This window comes from Rhodococcus sp. T2V (genome assembly GCF_029269925.1).
Lineage (GTDB): Bacteria > Actinomycetota > Actinomycetes > Mycobacteriales > Mycobacteriaceae > Rhodococcus_F > Rhodococcus_F koreensis.
This window is the reverse complement of the sequence record NZ_JARJBD010000014.1, coordinates 91,875-108,548: the sequence shown is the minus strand read 5'-3', so window position 1 is coordinate 108,548 and position 16,674 is coordinate 91,875. Positions and strand designations below refer to the sequence as shown.

Sequence of the window (16,674 nt, the reverse complement as noted above, 5' to 3'; positions counted from 1 at the left end):
CGCCCGGTCGGGCCGAGAATATATCTTGCCGCGCGGCCTACCCGGGCGTGTCCCGGAAGATTCCGGTGTCCGTGGGCAGGGCGGCGATCACCGTGTCGAGTTGTTCGTTGTGCCGATCGGTGGCCGCCTTCAGCGCGGCGGCGTCCCGGGCGAGGAACGCCGCGAGCATGTCGCGGTGTCCGAGGTGCAGCCGCAGCCGCTCCGGGGTGTCGACCTGCGACATCGGCTGCACCGGCTCGGTGATGTTCCACGCCGCCTCGAACATGTGCAGCAGCCGCTGCATCCGGCACGGCGACGCCAGGGCGAGGTGGAAGTTGCGGCTCTCCCGGTGGTACGCGGTCAGGTCGTCCTCGAGAACCGCGCGGTCGAGCGCCGCGTACGTCTCCCGGGCCCTCGTGTCGTCGGCCTCGTCGGCCAGGGTGATGGCCACCGAGTGCGCCGCCGACTCGAGGACGCCCCGCACCAGGTAGAGCTCCTCGAGTTCGTCGACGGTCAGCCGGGCGACGGTGTACCCGGCGTTGGCCCGGTGATCGACGAGACCCTCGCCGATCAGCGTCTTCAGCGACTCCCGGATCGGGATGCGGCTGACACCGAAATGCTCGGCCACCTCGTCCACCGGAATCGGGGTGCCCGGCGGGGCGCCGCCGCTGAGGATCACCCGGCGCAGTTCCTCCAGGATCACGGTCTGCGAGCTGCCGGGATCCCGGTTGGCCAGGTTCGTGACCAGCAAGGACGGTCTTCGCGGGGGCATCGGGCCGTCCTCAGGCCGGGTGGACGGCGCGCCAGTGGCGGGCGATCTCGATGCGGCGGGCGACCCAGACGTCGTCGTGGGACTGCACGTGGTCGAGGAAACGCTCCAGCGCCGCGGTGCGGGCGGGCCTGCCGACGATGCGGCAGTGCAGACCCACGGACAGCATCTTCGGCGCCCCGGCCGTGCCCTCCGCGTACAGAACGTCGAAGGCATCTCGCAGGTGCGCGAAGAACTGCTCGCCGCTCGGGAAACCGCCGGGCGACGCGAACCGCATGTCGTTGGTGTCGAGGGTGTACGGCACCACCAGGTGGTCGACGAGGCCCTTCCCGGGGGCGTCGACCTTCACCCAGTAGGGCAGGTCGTCGGCGTACGAGTCGGAGTCGTACTCGAAGCCGCCGTGCTCGACCACCAGTCGCCTCGTGACCGGGGAATCGCGGCCGGTGTACCAGCCCAGCGGCGCCTCGCCGGTGAGGTCCCGCAGGATCTCCACCGCCTCGGCCAGGTCCCTGCGTTCGGCGTCCTCGTCGGACAGCTGGTACGACTTCCACCACAGGCCGTGGCAGGCGATCTCGTGACCGAGTTCGCGAAAGGCGCTGACGGCCTCCGGGTTCCGCTGCATGGCCTTGGCCACCGCGAAGATCGTGAGCGGCAGTCCGCGCCGCTCGAACGCCCGGAGCACCCGCCACAGTCCGGCGCGGGAACCGTATTCGTAGATCGATTCCATGCTCATGTGCCGGTTCGGGAACGGCTGCGCACCGACCATCTCGGACAGGAACGTCTCCGACGCGTCGTCGCCGTGGAGGACGTTGTTCTCGGCGCCCTCCTCGTAGTTGAGGACGAACTGGACGGCAATCTTTGCGCCGCCCGGCCACTGCGGATCGGGCGGGTGCGGCCCGTATCCGACCAGGTCACGTGGATAGCTGTCGTCGAAACCGTGGGTCATGCCGTCAACCCTGCCCGACCCGCCTCGGTCAGGGAACCCCACAACCGCAACCGCGCCATGCCGCCGTCCGGGAAGATGTCGAGCCGGGCCTCCGTGACGGGCCGGTCGCTGTCGATGACGAAGCGGTGCCTCGTGTCGGGCTGCAGGCGCGTCCGCGGCAGCAGTTCCGTCCACTCGCCGTCGCCGTCGCCGTCCCGGCCGAGGAGGCTCGCCTCGCCGGGGGCATTGCCGAGGAAGTAGGAGGTGTCGAGTTCGGCCAGCGACACCGTGCCCTGGGCGGCGAGCCGGATCTCGACCCAGTCGTTGCCGTCGTCGCGGCGGCGGGACGTCTCCCAGCCGTCGCCCATCACCCGGGCGAGACCGGGGAGCAGCATGTTCTGCGGCGACCCGTAGAACATGTTGGAACAGGACGTGACTCGGGCGCCGTTCTCGAGCGCCGCGAGATCGACGGGGCCCGCGTCGAGGAAACGGGGGTCGGGACGGCCCTCGCCGTGCACCCGGAGCCGGGCGACACCGCCGTCCGGGTGCATCGTGAGCTTCACGTGCGTCCACCGTGCGCCGGAGTCGACCGCGAACGGATTCTCGGTGTCACCCTGAACGGGGCTGCGCTCGACGATCGTGGTCCAGTCGGCGGCGACCAGTTCGTCGGCGGACGGGTAGCCGTCGACGGCCGCGGCCTGCACGGAGATCTCCGGCGGGAAGTTGCCCTTGAACCATGCGGTGTCGACCACGACGCCGCGCACCACACCGGGAACCCCGAGCCGGACGATCGCCTCGTCCGTGCCCGCCACCCGGCGACGGCGGGTCTCCCAGCCGTCGTACACCTGACCCTTGTGCCCGAACGTCGCCGGCTGGTACACGGCGGCCGTCGGGCGGATGAGGTTCTCCCGCTCGGCGAACAGCTCGTCGTTGGCCCACACGACGGCGCCGCCGAGGGTGCGTACGGCCAGGTCCGGCAGACTCCGGAAGCTGGGCGGGGTCAAGGCGTTCGGGGTCACGGGTGCTGGTACCTCCTGATCGGGCGTGGGGCCAGTGTAGGACCTCGGAGGGGGTGGTGCGGGTGGTCCTCGTGGGCGAGGAGGCGCTCAGATCTCCGGAACCACCGCCCGGGTGAGGAGGTCGCGGAGCGTGTCCACCGTGCATCCCGGGGCCTGCGCGCGGACCGCGTCCTCGTCGAACGCTCCGCACGCCAGCCCGCGCAGCACCACCGTCGCGAGGGCCTGCGCGGTGGCCGGTTCGTCCATCACCCCGCCGCCCTGGCGGTCGAGGTAGGCCTGCAGGCGGGTGGCCGCGGCGGGCAGGGCGTCGCGGTAGAAGTCGAACGTCGCGAGCCAGCGGGTGACCAGATGCCCGGGATGCATGTCCCATCCCTGGTAGTACCCGCGTTCGAGCGAACGGGTGACGAGCCGGTAGTGCCGGGCGAGTGCCGCGCGGATCTCCTCGTCGCTGCCCTGCGGGACCACCTGGGTGGATCCGTCGCACACCCACACCCCGGTTTGCGCCGCCGCCACCAGCATCACGGACTTGGCGTGGTCGGCCACCGGGTGCTCGAGCGACTGGAACCGGGAGGCGATTCCGCAGGCCGCGCTGTAGTCGTAAGTGCCGTAGTGCAATCCGGTGCAGCGACCTTCCGCGAGCTGGATCGCCTTCGCGGCGGTCACGGTGCCGTCCGGACCGAGGACGGCCTGCGGGCTCTCGATCTGCAACTCGAAGCGCAGCGACCCGTCGGGGAGCCCGTACGCGCTCTCCAGTTCCTCGCACAACGCGACGACGGCGGTGACCTGCTGGGCTGCACGCAGTTTCGGCACGGTGAACACGAAGCCGTCGGGAACCCCACCCGCGCCTTCGAGGACGAGTTCGAGCGTGCGGATGCCGCGGCGGCGCTCGTGCGGCGCCAGGCCCTTCGCGCGGATCCCCAGCGACCGCGGTCCGGACAGGTCGGACGACAGCTGTCGCAGCGTGCGACCCGTCTCCAGTGCGGCCGCGTCCTCGACGTCGTCGCTCCGCCAGCCGTAGCCGTCCTCGAAGTCGATCCGCAGATCCTGGATCGGACTGCGCCCCAGCGTCGCGCGCACGTCGGGAAGTGCACCGGTCGTGCCGATTTCGGACAGTGCTTCGGCGTACCTGTCCAGCAGTTCGACAGCCTGCTCACCCCACACCCTCGGGGTGTCCGGGCCGGCGTCCGCCGCGCTCACGTAGACGGTGTGGATGGGCTGCGGTTGCTGCCGATCACCCGGAAACGCCGCCGCGAGGTCGTCGTCGACGGGCGCGAGGAGTGCGTCGACGCGGTCGAAACCGCTGTCGGGGAGACGGCTGAGGTACTGGGGGTTCACGTCACGATCTTCGCAGAAATGCGGGCTTCTCGTCGCCTCACTTGCCTGCTTCGGGCCGTCGCGCCGCGCAGTCTCCCTCCTCACATCTGCTTGTCGCCCGAGACCCTCCGTTCGTAGTGTCTCCTTCCGTGGATGTAGAGGTTCTGCTGGACGACGCGCAGCGCTCGGCCGCGGCAGTCCTGGACGAGACCGCCGACGGCCTGGCGCAGGGGAGACCCGGGGTTCGCGGCGTGTACCTGTGGGGGCCCGTCGGACGTGGCAAAACCTGGCTGCTGGATCGCTTCCACGCGGCTTCCGAGGTCCCGAAACGGCGCGTGCACTTTCACTCGTTCTTCCGGGGCCTCCACGCCGACACGCACGCGCTGGGGTCCATCGACCTCGCGATCGACGCGGCGCTCGGCGACGTCCGGCTGCTGTGCTTCGACGAGTTCCACCTCCACGACGTCGGGGACGCGATGCTGGTGGCGCGGCTGCTGAAGGCGCTATTCGCCCGCGGCATCACGCTGGTCGTGACGTCGAACTATCCGCCCGAAGGCCTGCTGCCCAACCCGCTCTTCCATCACCTGTTCGCGCCGACGATCACCGTGCTGGAGCAGAATCTGACCGTCGTGAGGGTGGCCGGACCCGTCGACTACCGCACCGCGGGAGCGCGGGATGCCGGATTCGCTGCCGGCCGTTTCGTCAATGCGTCCGAAGTGGAGGTTCCGGCCCCGTCCGAGCGGGTCGCCCTGACCGTCGGCACGCGGTCCGTGACGGCAGCGGCGGTACGCGACCGGACGGTCTGGTTCGAGTTCGCGGCGCTGTGTGGTACCCCGACCGCGCCCGCCGACTACCTCGACCTGTCCGAGCGGTACGGCTGCTGGGTGATCACCGGTGTGCCCCGGCTGCGGGAGGCCGGCACGGACACCGTGCGACGGTTCGCGAACGTCGTCGACGTGCTGTACGACCGCGGCACCGCGCTGACCGTCTTGGCGGACGCGCCGTGGGAGGGCATGTTCAGCGGACTCGCGGGCACCCTCGACGTCGACCGCCTGGTGAGCCGATTGTCGGCGCTGAACCGGTGACCGCCGAGGCCGACCCGGTGGTCTGCCTGGGCGGTCATGGATCGATCAGACGTACCGGCTGTACGCGGGCAGATCCAGCTGGCCGTTGCCGGACAGTCCGATGACCACGACCTCCGGTTCGGTGACCGTGCGGGCGTGCGCGATGGCCGCGGCCACACCGTGCGTGGATTCCGGCGCGGGAATGATGCCTTCGGCGCGGGCGAACAGCAGGCCCGCGGTGAGTGCGTCGTCCTGTTCGATCGCGGTCGCCTCCATCAGTCCGAGGGCGACGGCGTGCGAGACCATCGGCGACATGCCGTGGTACCGCAGGCCGCCGGCGTGGATCGCGGGTGGAACGAAGTCGTTGCCGAGTGTGTACATCTTCAACAGCGGAGTCAGACCGGCGACGTCGCCGAAGTCGTAGCGGTACTCGCCCTGCGTGAGTGACGGGCAGGCCGCCGGCTCACACGCGACGAGGCGGGTGGTGGTGCCCTCGCGCAAGTTGCGGCCGAGGAACGGGAAGGTCAGACCCGCAAGGTTGGAACCGCCGCCGGCGCAACCGAATACCGTGTGCGCGACCGGCTCGCCCGCCTCCTCCAGCTGGGCCATCGCTTCCTGGCCGATCACGGTCTGGTGGAGCATGACGTGGTTGAGCACACTGCCCAGCGAGTAGTGCGCGCGCGGGTCCTGGGCGGCCACCTCGACGGCCTCGCTGATCGCCATGCCCAGCGAACCCGTCGTGTCGGGGTGCTCGGCGAGAATCGCCCGGCCCGCCTCGGTGAGGTCGGACGGCGACGGATGGCAGATGCCGCCGTACGCCTCCATCTGGAGCCGGCGGTAGGGCTTCGCGTCGTAGGACGCGCGGACCTGCCACACCTCGACGTCGAGACCGAGCAGCGCACCGGCGAACGACAACGACGCGCCCCACTGGCCGGCGCCGGTCTCGGTGGTGAGCTTGGTGGTGCCCTCGAGGGCGTTGTAGTAGGCCTGCGCGACAGCCGTATTCGGCTTGTGCGAGCCGACCGGGCTCACACCCTCGTACTTGTAATAGATCCGCGCCGGGGTGCCGAGCGCCCGCTCGAGCCGATGAGCCCGCACCAGCGGCGACGGGCGCCACATGCCGTAGATCTCTCGAACCGTCTCGGGGATCTCGATGTAGCGGTCGGTCGCGACCTCCTGCTCGATCAGGCTCGCCGGAAACAGCGGCGCCAGGTCCTCCGGTCCCAGCGGCTCGCGAGTGCCCGGATGCAGATGCGGTGGAACGGGTTCCGGGAGATCCGCCGCCAGGTTGTACCAATGAGTGGGGACGGCCGAGGGAACCGCAACCCCCAGAGGTTCCAATGAACGAGCCAGTTCTGCTCCGGTTACCGGGGACATGGTCGAGTAACTCTCCTTCGTCGATGGGTGCGTCCGGAACGTGCTGCGCTGCAATCGGTGCCCCGACGGATGAGCCTGCTGGATCACCGTGCGGGCGCCGGCCGGCACGGTGACGCGGGTGGCCGTCAGCGATAGGGCCACCAGATAGCCGCCGGCAGGTTCACAGCCCAGATCGTACCCGTCGACTTGCCGCAGGGGCCTGAATGCTCATCCGGGCACCCGCGCATTCTCCCAGTGCGGCGTGCGCAGTTCCCGTTTGAGGATCTTGCCTGCCCCGGACATCGGTAGTGCGTCGACGAACGCGATGGAGCGGGGCACCTTGTAGCCCGCGATTCGTTCCCGGCAGTGCTCCCGCAATCCGTCCGGGCTCGCCTTTTCGCCCGGGTGAACCACCACGACGGCATGCACCCGCTCGCCCCAGCGGGTGTCGGGCACGCCGATCACCGCACACCCCGCCACCGCGGGGTGCTCGGCCAACGCGTTTTCCACCTCGACCGAGTAGACGTTCTCGCCCCCGGTGATGATCATGTCCTTGAGACGGTCGACGACGAAGACGTATCCGCGGTCGTCCATGTATCCGCCGTCGCCGGTGTGCATCCAACCACCCCGCACAGCGTCGGCGGTGGCCTCGGGTTTGTTCCAGTACCCACGCATGACGTGGTCGCCACGCGCGACGATCTCGCCGATCGTTCCTCGGGGCACCTCGTTGTCCTCGGTGTCGACGATGCGTACCTCGGCGTGGGGTACCGCGCGTCCCGTTGCGCGGCGCAGGGCCGGGTCGTCGTGGTCGGAGGGTCCGAGCAGGGTGGTGATCGGCGAGAGTTCGGTCATGCCGTATGCCTGGGTGAATCGGGCGGTGGGAAAGAGTGTGCGGGCACCGTCGAGTAGTGCTTCGGAGATCGGTGAGGCGCCGTAGACGAAGTGCTCGATGCTGGTGAGGTCGATGTCGGACCCCGACGGGTCGTCCACGAGCATCTGGATCATGGTCGGTACCAGTAATGCATCCGTGATGTGGTGTTCGGAGATGGCGTTCAGGGTGGCGGCGGAGGTGAACGTCGGGATGATGACGTGGGTGGAACCGGCGAGATTGCCGATCGTCCACATCGCGATGTCGGCCATGTGGAACATCGGGGCGGCGTGCAGTATCCGCCCGCCGTGTGTGACCACCTGGCCGGTCGCCAGAGATCCGAGCCCCGACGTGACGAGGTTGTCGTGGCTCACCATGACGCCCTTCGGGTGCCCGGTTGTTCCGCCCGTGTAGAACAGACCCAGCAGTGAGTCGCCGCCGGTCCGCGTGTCCTCCACCGCGTCACTGCCCCCGATCAGGTCCTCGTATCCGAATGCCGTGTCCGGGACTTCGCCCTCCCCGGCGAAGATGACGATCTGCAAGTGTTCGACCTGATCCCGAAGCGCTGGAACAATTTTCGCGAAGGCATCATCGACCAGCAGGACACGTGTGCCCGAATCGGTCAGGGAGTAGGCGATCTCGGCGGGGCTCCACCGGATGTTGACCGGGTTGACCACGCCCCCGATCCACGGCACCGCGAACAGATACTCGTGGTAGCGATCGGAGTTCAGACCGAGAAATGCGACGCGGTCGCCGGCCTGGACTCCGAGTGACCGCAACGCCCCGCCGAGTCGGGCGATGCGATCGACCGACTCGGCGACCGTGCGGACCCGGTCCCGGAAGATCGTGGCGATGCGGTCGGGCTCCTGCTGAAGCGCGCGGTGCAGTGATTGGGTGAGATACATCGTGGATTCCTTCGGGAAGTGGGCGTCGGGTGTCCGGGTCACGGCCGCGGCCTCGGCCGTTCCGATCGATCAGCTGGTGGCCGGTGCGCACCAGTCCAGCGCGAGCGCCGCATAGGTTCGCGCGGCTGTGTGCACCTCGTCGAGCAGGCAGTATTCGTCGTCCGCGTGCGAGACCCGGAGATCACCGGGGCCGTAGCTGATGGCCGGGACGCCTGCGCGGGTGAGGAAGGAGCAGTCCTCCACGGCGCAGAATCCGGTGACCGTCGCCGGGCCGGCGTAGGGGGTGTCGCCCGCGGCGGCGACGTGGGCGGCCGAGACCGCCGCGGTGATGTCGACGGCGGCCTCGCCGGGATCGTTGGCGGGCCAGTTGAGCTTCCACGCGACTGTGGGCGGGTGGTCCCGCAGCCAGCCGTCGGTCTGCGCGATTGCTGCGATCTGGGCTTCGATCTCGCGTTTGACGTCCTCCGGGTCGTCCTGCGGTGGATACCAGACGCAGTACTCGGTGGTCATCGACTCCGACAAGAAGAACGGCACCTGGACACCGTGAGGTCCCCCGGCGACGACTCCCGGATGGATGGTGAAGTGTCCCGGGGCGAACAACGGATGGGTTTTCGTGAACGCCCACTCCTCCTCGAGACGCTGAATGGCCTGGTAGACGAGGAAACCCTTGTCGATGGCGTTCACGCCCACGCTGGACCCGCCGCCGCCCGCGCGGATGGTCTGCCCGCGCATCGAGGAGTGGGTGGTCTTGCCGCCGACCGTGACCGAGAACCACAGCAGGCCGGGACTGACCGGAATGACGCCGAGCCGGGTCGGGCCACTCGGTTCCGCGACCACCGCGGCGTCCGCACGGTAGCCGCGCTCCAGGGTGGACGAGATTCCGCACTCGTGGTCCATCACCTCCTCCCCGACCACGGCTTGGATGATCAGGTCACCCTGTAATAGAACTCCGGCGCGGGCAAGGGCTTTCACCGCGAAGGCTTGCGCCACCAACCCGGCTTTCATGTCGCTCGCACCGCGGCCCCAGATGCGGTCGTCGTCGATTCGGCCGGAGAACGGCGGTCCCGATTCCCACCGGTCGGAGTTGCCCGGCGGAACGACGTCGACGTGACCGTTGAATATGAGGGATCGACCGGGGCCGCCGCTGCCGAAGATCGTGCCGACCGCATTCGTCCGCCCCGGCTCGACTGCCCATTTCTCGACGTCGGCACCGGCATCCTGGTAGATCTCGGCGAGCACTTCACTGACACGCCCCTCTTCACCGACGACGGCGTCATACACCTGACCGGGATATTTGGGATTGACGCTGGGAATCGCGATCACGTCGGACAGCACGGAGACCATGTCGTCGCGCAGAGCATCGACCGCATCGAAGACGGCGTTCAGCTGTGTTCTTCCTGTCGGTTGCCGGGACATTGCGATCTCCCTCATTCCGCGATCGGTGTGCGTGCGGGCGCCGGTGCCAGCACGATCGCCACACCACCCGCGATGAAGGCGAGAATCCCGATCAGTACGAGTGCTGCCCCGAGGAGGAGATCGGCGTACAGCGCGGCTACCGAGCGGGAGACGGCCCGGACGAGAAGGGCCGCGGTGCCCGCGAAGGCGCGCCGGGTCGCGGCGCCGGCCTCCGCATTCGTCGGTTCTGCACAGATTGCGTTCATCGCGTGAAACCTCTCTGGTTGGGTGTGCTTCGCTGTCTCAGCGTGCCGACGACGGACTCCGAGCGGAATCCGTCATCGTGCGGATCGCATGCGGAGTTCGGAGTTCGGCGCACTTGCATCCGGTGGTCCGAGCGCGCGAATCCGTAGCCGGATACGTACAACGACCGATGGCAGGCAGGCAGCCGCGTCCGAGAATGTGAAGTGCCAGCCTGAACCGATCCCACGGGAGTGCATCGCCATGACGACGATCTCCGAGCCCTTCGACCAACGGACCCTGCGAACCTTCTTCGGACGGATCCCGAGCGGCGTTCTCGCGCTCGGTGCGATGGTGGACGGTGAACCCGTCGGCATGGCGGTGAGTTCATTCACCAACGTCTCGCTCGACCCGCCGCTGATGGTCGTGTCCATCCGCAACGAATCTGCCACCTGGCCGCTGATCGCCCGGGCGGAGGCGATCGGCGCGAGCATCCTGGCCGAGTCGCAGGGCGCGTGCGGGCTGCAACTGTCCGCGAAGGAGGCGGACCGGCGCTTCGACTCGGTCGGTTACCGCGTGACAGCCTCGGGGGCGGTCGTCATCGACGATGCGTCCGCATGGTTCGAGGCCACGGTGTCGGAGGCCATCCCCGCCGGCGACCACTTCCTCGTACTGCTGGCGCTGCGCCGTATCTCCAACGGTGTCGACCGGTCGCCCCTGCTGTTCTTTCGCAGCACATTCGCGGCGGTGCGCCATGCCTAGTCAGGTGTCCACTGCGCGTCGAATCGCAGTGTTCGTCGTGGGCCGCCACGCCGATCCGGTGTTCACCTCGACCGGTGCGGCCTGCGACCACTATCCGCACCTCCTGGACGCGGACAACCTGCGTGAGGCGGCGCTGGACACCGGCAGGCTCGAGCCCGACGAGACCGGGAGAACCCCGCTGCCGCTTCTGCGCATCGACACGACGGCTTCGGTACCGACCGGCCCGTACCGTCCCCTCGACGACCGGGCTGTTCCCTTCCCGGATTCGCCGCGGCTGCTGGCCGGCCTGATCGCGGACGCGGTACGGGTGGGTGTGGCCTCCGGCGCGCTGATCGCGGTGGACGGCCCGCCGGCTCGGCAACACCGACTGCGGGGCGCCGTCGTCGAGTACCTCCGCCACGCGGGCTTCGATGTCGTGCTCGACCTCCCCGGCTGGGTCCTCGAAGAGGGGCTCCTCGCGCGGACGAGCTGAACTGACCGGCGCCGATATCGAATCCAGTCGATCGTTCCCGAGCAGGAATAAACTCGGATGACCGGGATCGCCGACCGATGCACACCTTCGCCGAGCAGGGGACGGACATGGCCAATGGATGACGTCGACCCGCTGGCCACTCAGCGCGGATCGGCGGTCGATATCGCCGCCGAACTCGCTGCCGACGGTTTCTGCAATGCGCGGGAGATCGCACGTGGCGGCTTCGGAGTCGTCTACCGCTGTGAGCAGACGCCACTCGAACGCACAGTGGCAGTCAAGATTCTGACCGCGGATCTCGACGAAGAAAGTTTCGAACGGTTCATCGAGGAACAGCACGCGATGGGTCGACTGTCCGGACACCCGAATATCGTCACGATCCTCCACGCAGGAGCAACCGAAAGCGGCCGGCCCTACCTCGTGATGCCCTACCACCGGCAGGAATCGCTGGAGACACACATCCGCAGGCACGGCCCGATCGGATGGACCGACGCGCTCCGGCTGGGCGTGAAGATTGCGGGTGCGCTCACCGCCGCACACCGCATCGACATTCTGCATCGCGACGTCAAGCCGGGAAATATCCTGCTGACCGAGTACGGCGAACCTGAGCTGACCGACTTCGGGATCGCGCGGATCACCGGCGGATTCCGCACCGCCGCCGGCGTCGTTCTCGGGTCGCCGGCCTTCGCCGCGCCCGAAGTGCTCCGCGGGCAGCCGGCCAGTGCCGCATCCGATGTCTACGGTCTCGGAGCGACGCTCTTCAGCGCGGTAACCGGCCATGCCGCGTTCGAACGCCGCAGCGGAGAGGACCTCGTCGCGCAGTTCCTGCGTATTACGAACGAACCGATTCCGCCTCTGCACGAGTACGACATACCTGCCGACGTCGCCGCCGCGATCGAGCGTGCCATGGCGCAGAAACCGGAGGATCGCCCCGTGTCGGCGACGGAGTTCGGTGACGAACTGCGGAACATCCAACGGCGCCACGGACTGCCGGTCGACGAGATGGCGACGCCCAGCACGCTCGGTGTCACACCACGGCCCGCCGCGGCGCCGTCCCGCGACACCCGTGCGAAAGACGCCGGGAAATCACCGCTGCGCCGACACAACATCTCCGCCGACGTGACGAGCTTCGTCGGCCGGAATCACGAACTTCGCGAGATTCGAGAACTGTTGCGGCGGGCACGATTGCTGACGTTGACCGGTATCGGGGGCGTGGGCAAGTCACGGCTCGTGAAATCCGCGGGCCTCGGATTGCAGCGGGCGTTCCGAGACGGGGTGTGGCTGACCGATTTCAACTACGTCCAGGACGGCAGATTCGTCCAACAGGCAATTCAGGACTCGATACCGGGGCCCGGCACCGTGTTGTCGCTCGCCGAGCAACTCGGCGACAAGAACACCCTGCTGATATTCGACAACTGCGACACCCTCACCACCGAGATCGGGGACATATCGGCGAGCGTGCTGGCACAGTGCCCCAATGTGAAGATCCTCGCGACGTCGCGAACCTCCCTGGGCATCAGCGCCGAATTCGTATTGACGGTACCGCCGTTCGCCCATTCCGGTCACTCGGACGCCGAGAACGACGCCGTCGTGCTGTTCCGGGAACGCGCGCAGGCGGCAGGCGGGTGGGGGCAGGGAACCTTCGATGAAAGCTCCGTCGTCGAGCTGTGCAACAGACTGGACGGCCTGCCGCTGGCCATCGAGCTGGCCGCACTGCGGACCCGGACGATGTCGATCGAGGACATCGGCACCCGGCTGGCCGATCGATTCGGGCTTCTCCGTGGCGGTCCCCGCGACGTGCACCCGCGCCATCGCAGCCTGTGGACGCTACTCGAGTGGACCTGGGATCAGTGCAGTACCGCCGAGAGATCCCTGTGGGCCCAGTTCTCCGTCTTCGTCGGTTCGGCCTCGCTGGACGCGGTGCACAGCGTCTGCACACTGGATGGTGGCGGCGACATCGCCGATGCCGTCGACGGTCTCGTGCAGCAGTCCATTCTGTCGCGGCGGCAGGCGGGGCACGTTCTCCGATTTCAGATGCTCGACACCATCCGTGAATTCGGCCAGTTGATGCTCGAGCGGGAGGCGGCGTCCCTCGGACTCACCGCGCCACATGCTGATCTGCGTGATCGACACATGCGGTTCTATTCGGCGTTGGCGAAGAGTTCGGAGCACGACTGGTTCGGCCCGGAGCAACACCGAGCCAGTTCGACGGTGTCCGAAGAGATTGCGAACATGCGCGCCGCCTTCGAATGGGCGCTCGAAACCAGCGAACACTGTGGGACCGGCGCCGCGATGGTCGCGGATCTCTGGTTCTACTGGCTCGGTTGCGGGCATTTGAAGGAGGGCCGGCTGTGGTCGGAGCATGCGTGGGACCGCGTGCACCGCCTCGGCATACCGCACGAAGCCAGGTCGCTGTGGACGCTGGGATGGAATCTGCTGATCACGGGGGAAATCGATCGTGCGGAACAGCACCTGCGGGAGTGCCTCGCGCAGGCCCGGCAGCAGGACGACGCACGCGCGGCCTCCTTCGGCAGGGCGATGCTGGGTGCGGTGTACTTCTTCCGAGACGATTTCGACGGGGGCGTCGAGCTGTACCGGACCGCGATTTCGGAAGCGCGGCAACGCGGCGACGGACTCGCCACCGCCATGTTCGCGTATCAGCTGGGGGAGGCGTATTGCCTGTACCGAGAGTTCGATCTCGCGGAGGAGTGCTGCCGGGACTGCATCGCGGTCTGCGAGAAGAACGGTGACCACTGGTGCATCTCGTACGCCCGATGGGTGCAGGCCCTCGCCGCCTACCTGCAGGGATCGTACGAATACGCCGCGTCGATCGCGAAACACGCGCTGGCGGCGATGGCGACCATCGACGACCAACTCGGGATGGCGCTGATCGGCGAACTGCTCGCCTGGCTGGCCGCGGAGGACGGCAGATACCTCGAGGCGGCGCGAATTCTCGGTGCGACGCAAGCGTACTGGTCTGCGAGCGGTTCCTCCGTGATGGGATTGCACCGGTTGATGCAGCACCGCGACGCCTGTGTCGCGAAAGTCCGGGCTCATCTCGCCGAGCGCGACGTCGCGGACGCCACCGCGAGCGGTGCCGCACTCGGGATCGAATGGATCGCTACACTGCCCGGTGCGGACGCCGCCGACTCCGCGGCGGCCGATCGCGGCGGCCGGGTTCCGGAGGTGGATGCGAGATCTGCGGTCCTTCAGCACTTGACGAATCGGGAGCGGGAGATCGCCGGCCTCGTGGCACGCGGGATGACGAACAAGGAGATTGCGGCCCAGTTGATCATCGGAAAGCGCACCGTGGATACCCATGTCGCGCACGTCCTCGCGAAATGCGGTCTGCGCCGGCGGTCGGAGATTGCCTCTCTGATGGCCGCGAATCCGGAAATGCCGTGATCCACTGCCACCGGTGAGGCAATCTCCCACCTGACCACTCACTTCCAGCGGATGTGGGCGCGCACCCGGCCGCTGCCGGAGTCGGTCCACCCCTTTCCCGCGGCATAATCGACCATCGCTGCGAGAGCGGCGTTCCACTCGTCGGTTCCGCGCCCACGCCCGCGGAGAAAGTCGACGTCGATCCAGAGATGATCGCCGTCCACGGCGCCCGCTCCCGTCGACACGGCGACTGCGGTCACCGCTTCCCGCGACAGCCCGACCGCGTCGACCGCCAACTCCGTGAAGTTGTCCCTGTCGTCGAGTCGGATCACTCCGTCACGACGTGCATCATCGGTGGTGACGACGACGATCATGACCCCTCGCTCAGATTCGTCACGTGCAGCGCCGGTCGACGCTCGGCCCACGGTCGCGCCTGCTCCAGTTGCGCCGCGAGACCGAGCAGGAGGTCTTCCCGGTACACGTCGGCGCCGAACTGCACGCCGACAGGTAAGCCGTCGCTCGTGGTGCCGAGCGGCAGGCTGATCGCCGGCGCACCCGTGACGTTGTACAAGGCACACACCGGATGCGGTGTGATGACGTGACGCACCCACTCCTGCGCGGAGAACGATGCGTCGTTCGCGTCGAACGTCCCGAGATCTACCGGCGGCGTGATCGCGGTCGGTGTGACCAGGATGTCCCAGTCCGCCATGAACGCCGCCACCTGCCGGCTCACCCGGTTGTTCGTCGCGAACGCGCGGGCGAGGTCGACCGGTGTCAACGCGCGGCCGGCCTCGGCGCACGCGATCGTCGTCGCCTCGAAGTGGTCCGGGCTCAACCCGACACCGATCGCCTCGCCGAGCGGTATGACGTCCGCTGCGGTTCCCGCACAGAACGTGGTGGTCAGAGCGTCGAGGAACTCCTCCCACGTCAACGTGGGCGTGACGACATCCACCTCGTGCCCGAGGTCGGACAGCAACTCGATCGTCGACGTCAACGCGCGCCGGACATCTTCGTGCACCGGGCGGTCGCTCCACGAATCGAGGCACACCGCGATGCGCAGCGGCGATCGTGGTCCTCGCATCTCGTCGCGGTAGGGCCGGACCGGACCGGGCGCGCCGTACTTTTCCCCGGGGAGGTTCCCGTGCACGGCATCGAGCAACGCCGCGGCGTCGCGCACCGACCGGGTGACGGCGAACTCCACCACGTTGCCGTAGAAGGCCTCCTGGATGCCGGGACCGATCGGGATCCGCCCGCGACTGGGTTTGAGGCCGACGGTGCCGGTGTGACACGCCGGAATGCGGATCGACCCGGCACCGTCGTTGGCGTGCGCGATCGGGACCGCTCCCGCCGCCACCAGCGCGGCAGATCCGCCGCTGGATCCGCCGGGACTCTTGGCCGGATCCCACGGGTTGTGGACCACCCCACCGAACTGGGGCTCGGTGGTGGGGCACAACGCGAACTCGGGGATCTTCGTGCTTCCGACGGCGGCGAGTCCGGCGCGACGGAACCGGGCCATCAGTTCGGAGTCGTGGTCGAGCACGATCCCCGCCGCGAGTGCCCGGCTGCCCAGGTGCAGCGGCACCCCGGCGGCGTGGCAGCAGAGGTCCTTGAGCACGAAGGGAACTCCGGCGAACAGGCCATCGGTGGACGCGTCCAGCGGCGAATCCCACGGCCCCTCCACGGTGGCGTGCAGCCGCTCGTTCGCGAGTTCGACTGCCTTGATCCCCGCCTCGTGAATCTCCGCCGGCTCGACCTCACCGGAACGCACCAGGTCGGCCAGCCCGGTGGCGTCGTAGGACGCGTATTCCTCGATCGTCACCATCAGTACGACACCTCCGCGGGCACATCTGCTCCGACGTGAGTCCAGATGTCGCGGTGCATCAACCACGATCCGTCGTCCTGCCGGACGTGGACGACGAGGTAGTTGCTGTGCACCTCGGATCCGGCGGCGAACTCGCCGATCGCGCGGCCTTCCTCGACTGCGACGGTGTCGCCGATGGTCAGTTGGACGTTCTCGAGGGCCTGCGTGACGAGCCCCGCCCTCAGCCAGTTGCCGAACTCCTCGGCGATCGCGTCGCGCCCGTGTACAGATCGCCCGTCGGGCGTCAGCAACCTGCCGTCGCTGGTGTACAGCGACGCGAACAACGCCGGGTCGCGATCCTCGATGGCACGGACCACGCTGCAATGGAGGTCGGCCAATTGCTCACGATCGAACGTCGACATGC

The 16,674-nt window shown here is 68.2% G+C and carries 15 protein-coding genes; 4 read left to right on the top strand and 11 right to left on the bottom strand.

Annotated elements, in window-relative coordinates; translation table 11 throughout:
* Nucleotides 1–37 precede the first annotated feature (37 nt).
* From P3H15_RS14755 to P3H15_RS14740, 4 genes are all read right to left on the bottom strand, one after another.
* Entirely contained in the window at nucleotides 38–751 is a 714-nt protein-coding gene (locus tag P3H15_RS14755; protein ID WP_276137916.1) for a GntR family transcriptional regulator, read from the bottom strand.
* A gap of 10 nt (nucleotides 752–761) precedes the next feature.
* Nucleotides 762–1,694 carry an allantoinase PuuE gene (puuE, locus tag P3H15_RS14750; protein ID WP_276137915.1) on the bottom strand — a complete coding sequence of 311 codons (933 nt, stop codon included), beginning with the start codon at nucleotides 1,692–1,694 and terminating at the stop codon, nucleotides 762–764.
* On the bottom strand, nucleotides 1,691–2,692 hold the full coding sequence (gene alc / locus P3H15_RS14745; RefSeq protein WP_276137914.1) for an allantoicase: 1,002 nt from the start codon (nucleotides 2,690–2,692) through the stop codon (nucleotides 1,691–1,693). The genes puuE and alc overlap by 4 nt, the downstream gene beginning before the upstream one ends.
* Before the next feature lie 87 nt (nucleotides 2,693–2,779).
* On the bottom strand, nucleotides 2,780–4,027 hold the full coding sequence (locus tag P3H15_RS14740) for an aldolase/citrate lyase family protein (RefSeq protein WP_276137913.1): 1,248 nt from the start codon (nucleotides 4,025–4,027) through the stop codon (nucleotides 2,780–2,782).
* A gap of 128 nt (nucleotides 4,028–4,155) precedes the next feature.
* Between P3H15_RS14740 and zapE the strand changes: the two genes are divergently transcribed.
* Nucleotides 4,156–5,091, top strand: a complete 936-nt coding sequence (gene zapE, locus P3H15_RS14735) for a cell division protein ZapE (protein ID WP_276137912.1) — start codon at nucleotides 4,156–4,158, stop codon at nucleotides 5,089–5,091.
* A 45-nt stretch (nucleotides 5,092–5,136) separates the two neighbouring features.
* Here the strand turns inward: zapE and P3H15_RS14730 are convergent, their stop codons facing one another.
* The 4 genes from P3H15_RS14730 to P3H15_RS14715 all read right to left on the bottom strand — a co-directional run bounded on the left by P3H15_RS14730 (nucleotide 5,137) and on the right by P3H15_RS14715 (nucleotide 9,860).
* Nucleotides 5,137–6,447 carry a TrpB-like pyridoxal phosphate-dependent enzyme gene (locus tag P3H15_RS14730; protein WP_276137959.1) on the bottom strand — a complete coding sequence of 437 codons (1,311 nt, stop codon included), beginning with the start codon at nucleotides 6,445–6,447 and terminating at the stop codon, nucleotides 5,137–5,139.
* 207 nt (nucleotides 6,448–6,654) lie between these two features.
* The gene (locus tag P3H15_RS14725; RefSeq protein ID WP_276137958.1) at nucleotides 6,655–8,199 is read right to left on the bottom strand and encodes a long-chain-fatty-acid--CoA ligase; all 1,545 of its coding nucleotides are present in this window, start codon (nucleotides 8,197–8,199) and stop codon (nucleotides 6,655–6,657) included.
* 69 nt (nucleotides 8,200–8,268) lie between these two features.
* A complete protein-coding gene (locus P3H15_RS14720) occupies nucleotides 8,269–9,615 on the bottom strand; it encodes an ArgE/DapE family deacylase (RefSeq protein ID WP_276137911.1) in 1,347 nt (448 codons plus the stop codon).
* Between the two features lie 11 nt (nucleotides 9,616–9,626).
* Nucleotides 9,627–9,860, bottom strand: coding sequence for a hypothetical protein (locus tag P3H15_RS14715; RefSeq protein ID WP_276137910.1), 234 nt, complete (start codon nucleotides 9,858–9,860; stop codon nucleotides 9,627–9,629).
* Nucleotides 9,861–10,098: 238 nt separating this feature from the next.
* On the opposite strand from P3H15_RS14715, the gene P3H15_RS14710 reads away from it, so the two are divergent.
* From P3H15_RS14710 to P3H15_RS14700, 3 genes are all read left to right on the top strand, one after another.
* Nucleotides 10,099–10,596: a flavin reductase family protein gene (locus tag P3H15_RS14710; protein WP_276137909.1), complete on the top strand. Its 498-nt coding sequence runs from the start codon at nucleotides 10,099–10,101 to the stop codon at nucleotides 10,594–10,596.
* 4 nt (nucleotides 10,597–10,600) lie between these two features.
* Nucleotides 10,601–11,068 (top strand): hypothetical protein, encoded by a 468-nt coding sequence (locus tag P3H15_RS14705; RefSeq protein WP_276137908.1) that lies wholly within the window; start codon nucleotides 10,601–10,603, stop codon nucleotides 11,066–11,068.
* Nucleotides 11,069–11,182: 114 nt separating this feature from the next.
* Nucleotides 11,183–14,470 (top strand): protein kinase, encoded by a 3,288-nt coding sequence (locus P3H15_RS14700; RefSeq protein WP_276137907.1) that lies wholly within the window; start codon nucleotides 11,183–11,185, stop codon nucleotides 14,468–14,470.
* Nucleotides 14,471–14,508: 38 nt separating this feature from the next.
* Here the strand turns inward: P3H15_RS14700 and P3H15_RS14695 are convergent, their stop codons facing one another.
* Genes P3H15_RS14695 through P3H15_RS14685 form a run of 3 tightly spaced genes read right to left on the bottom strand, consistent with a single transcriptional unit; the run spans nucleotide 14,509 to nucleotide 16,672 of the window.
* The gene (locus P3H15_RS14695) at nucleotides 14,509–14,823 is read right to left on the bottom strand and encodes a hypothetical protein (protein WP_276137906.1); all 315 of its coding nucleotides are present in this window, start codon (nucleotides 14,821–14,823) and stop codon (nucleotides 14,509–14,511) included.
* A complete protein-coding gene (locus P3H15_RS14690) occupies nucleotides 14,820–16,271 on the bottom strand; it encodes an amidase (RefSeq protein WP_276137905.1) in 1,452 nt (483 codons plus the stop codon). The genes P3H15_RS14695 and P3H15_RS14690 overlap by 4 nt, the downstream gene beginning before the upstream one ends.
* On the bottom strand, nucleotides 16,271–16,672 hold the full coding sequence (locus P3H15_RS14685; protein ID WP_276137957.1) for an SgcJ/EcaC family oxidoreductase: 402 nt from the start codon (nucleotides 16,670–16,672) through the stop codon (nucleotides 16,271–16,273). The genes P3H15_RS14690 and P3H15_RS14685 overlap by 1 nt, the downstream gene beginning before the upstream one ends.
* Nucleotides 16,673–16,674 lie beyond the last annotated feature (2 nt).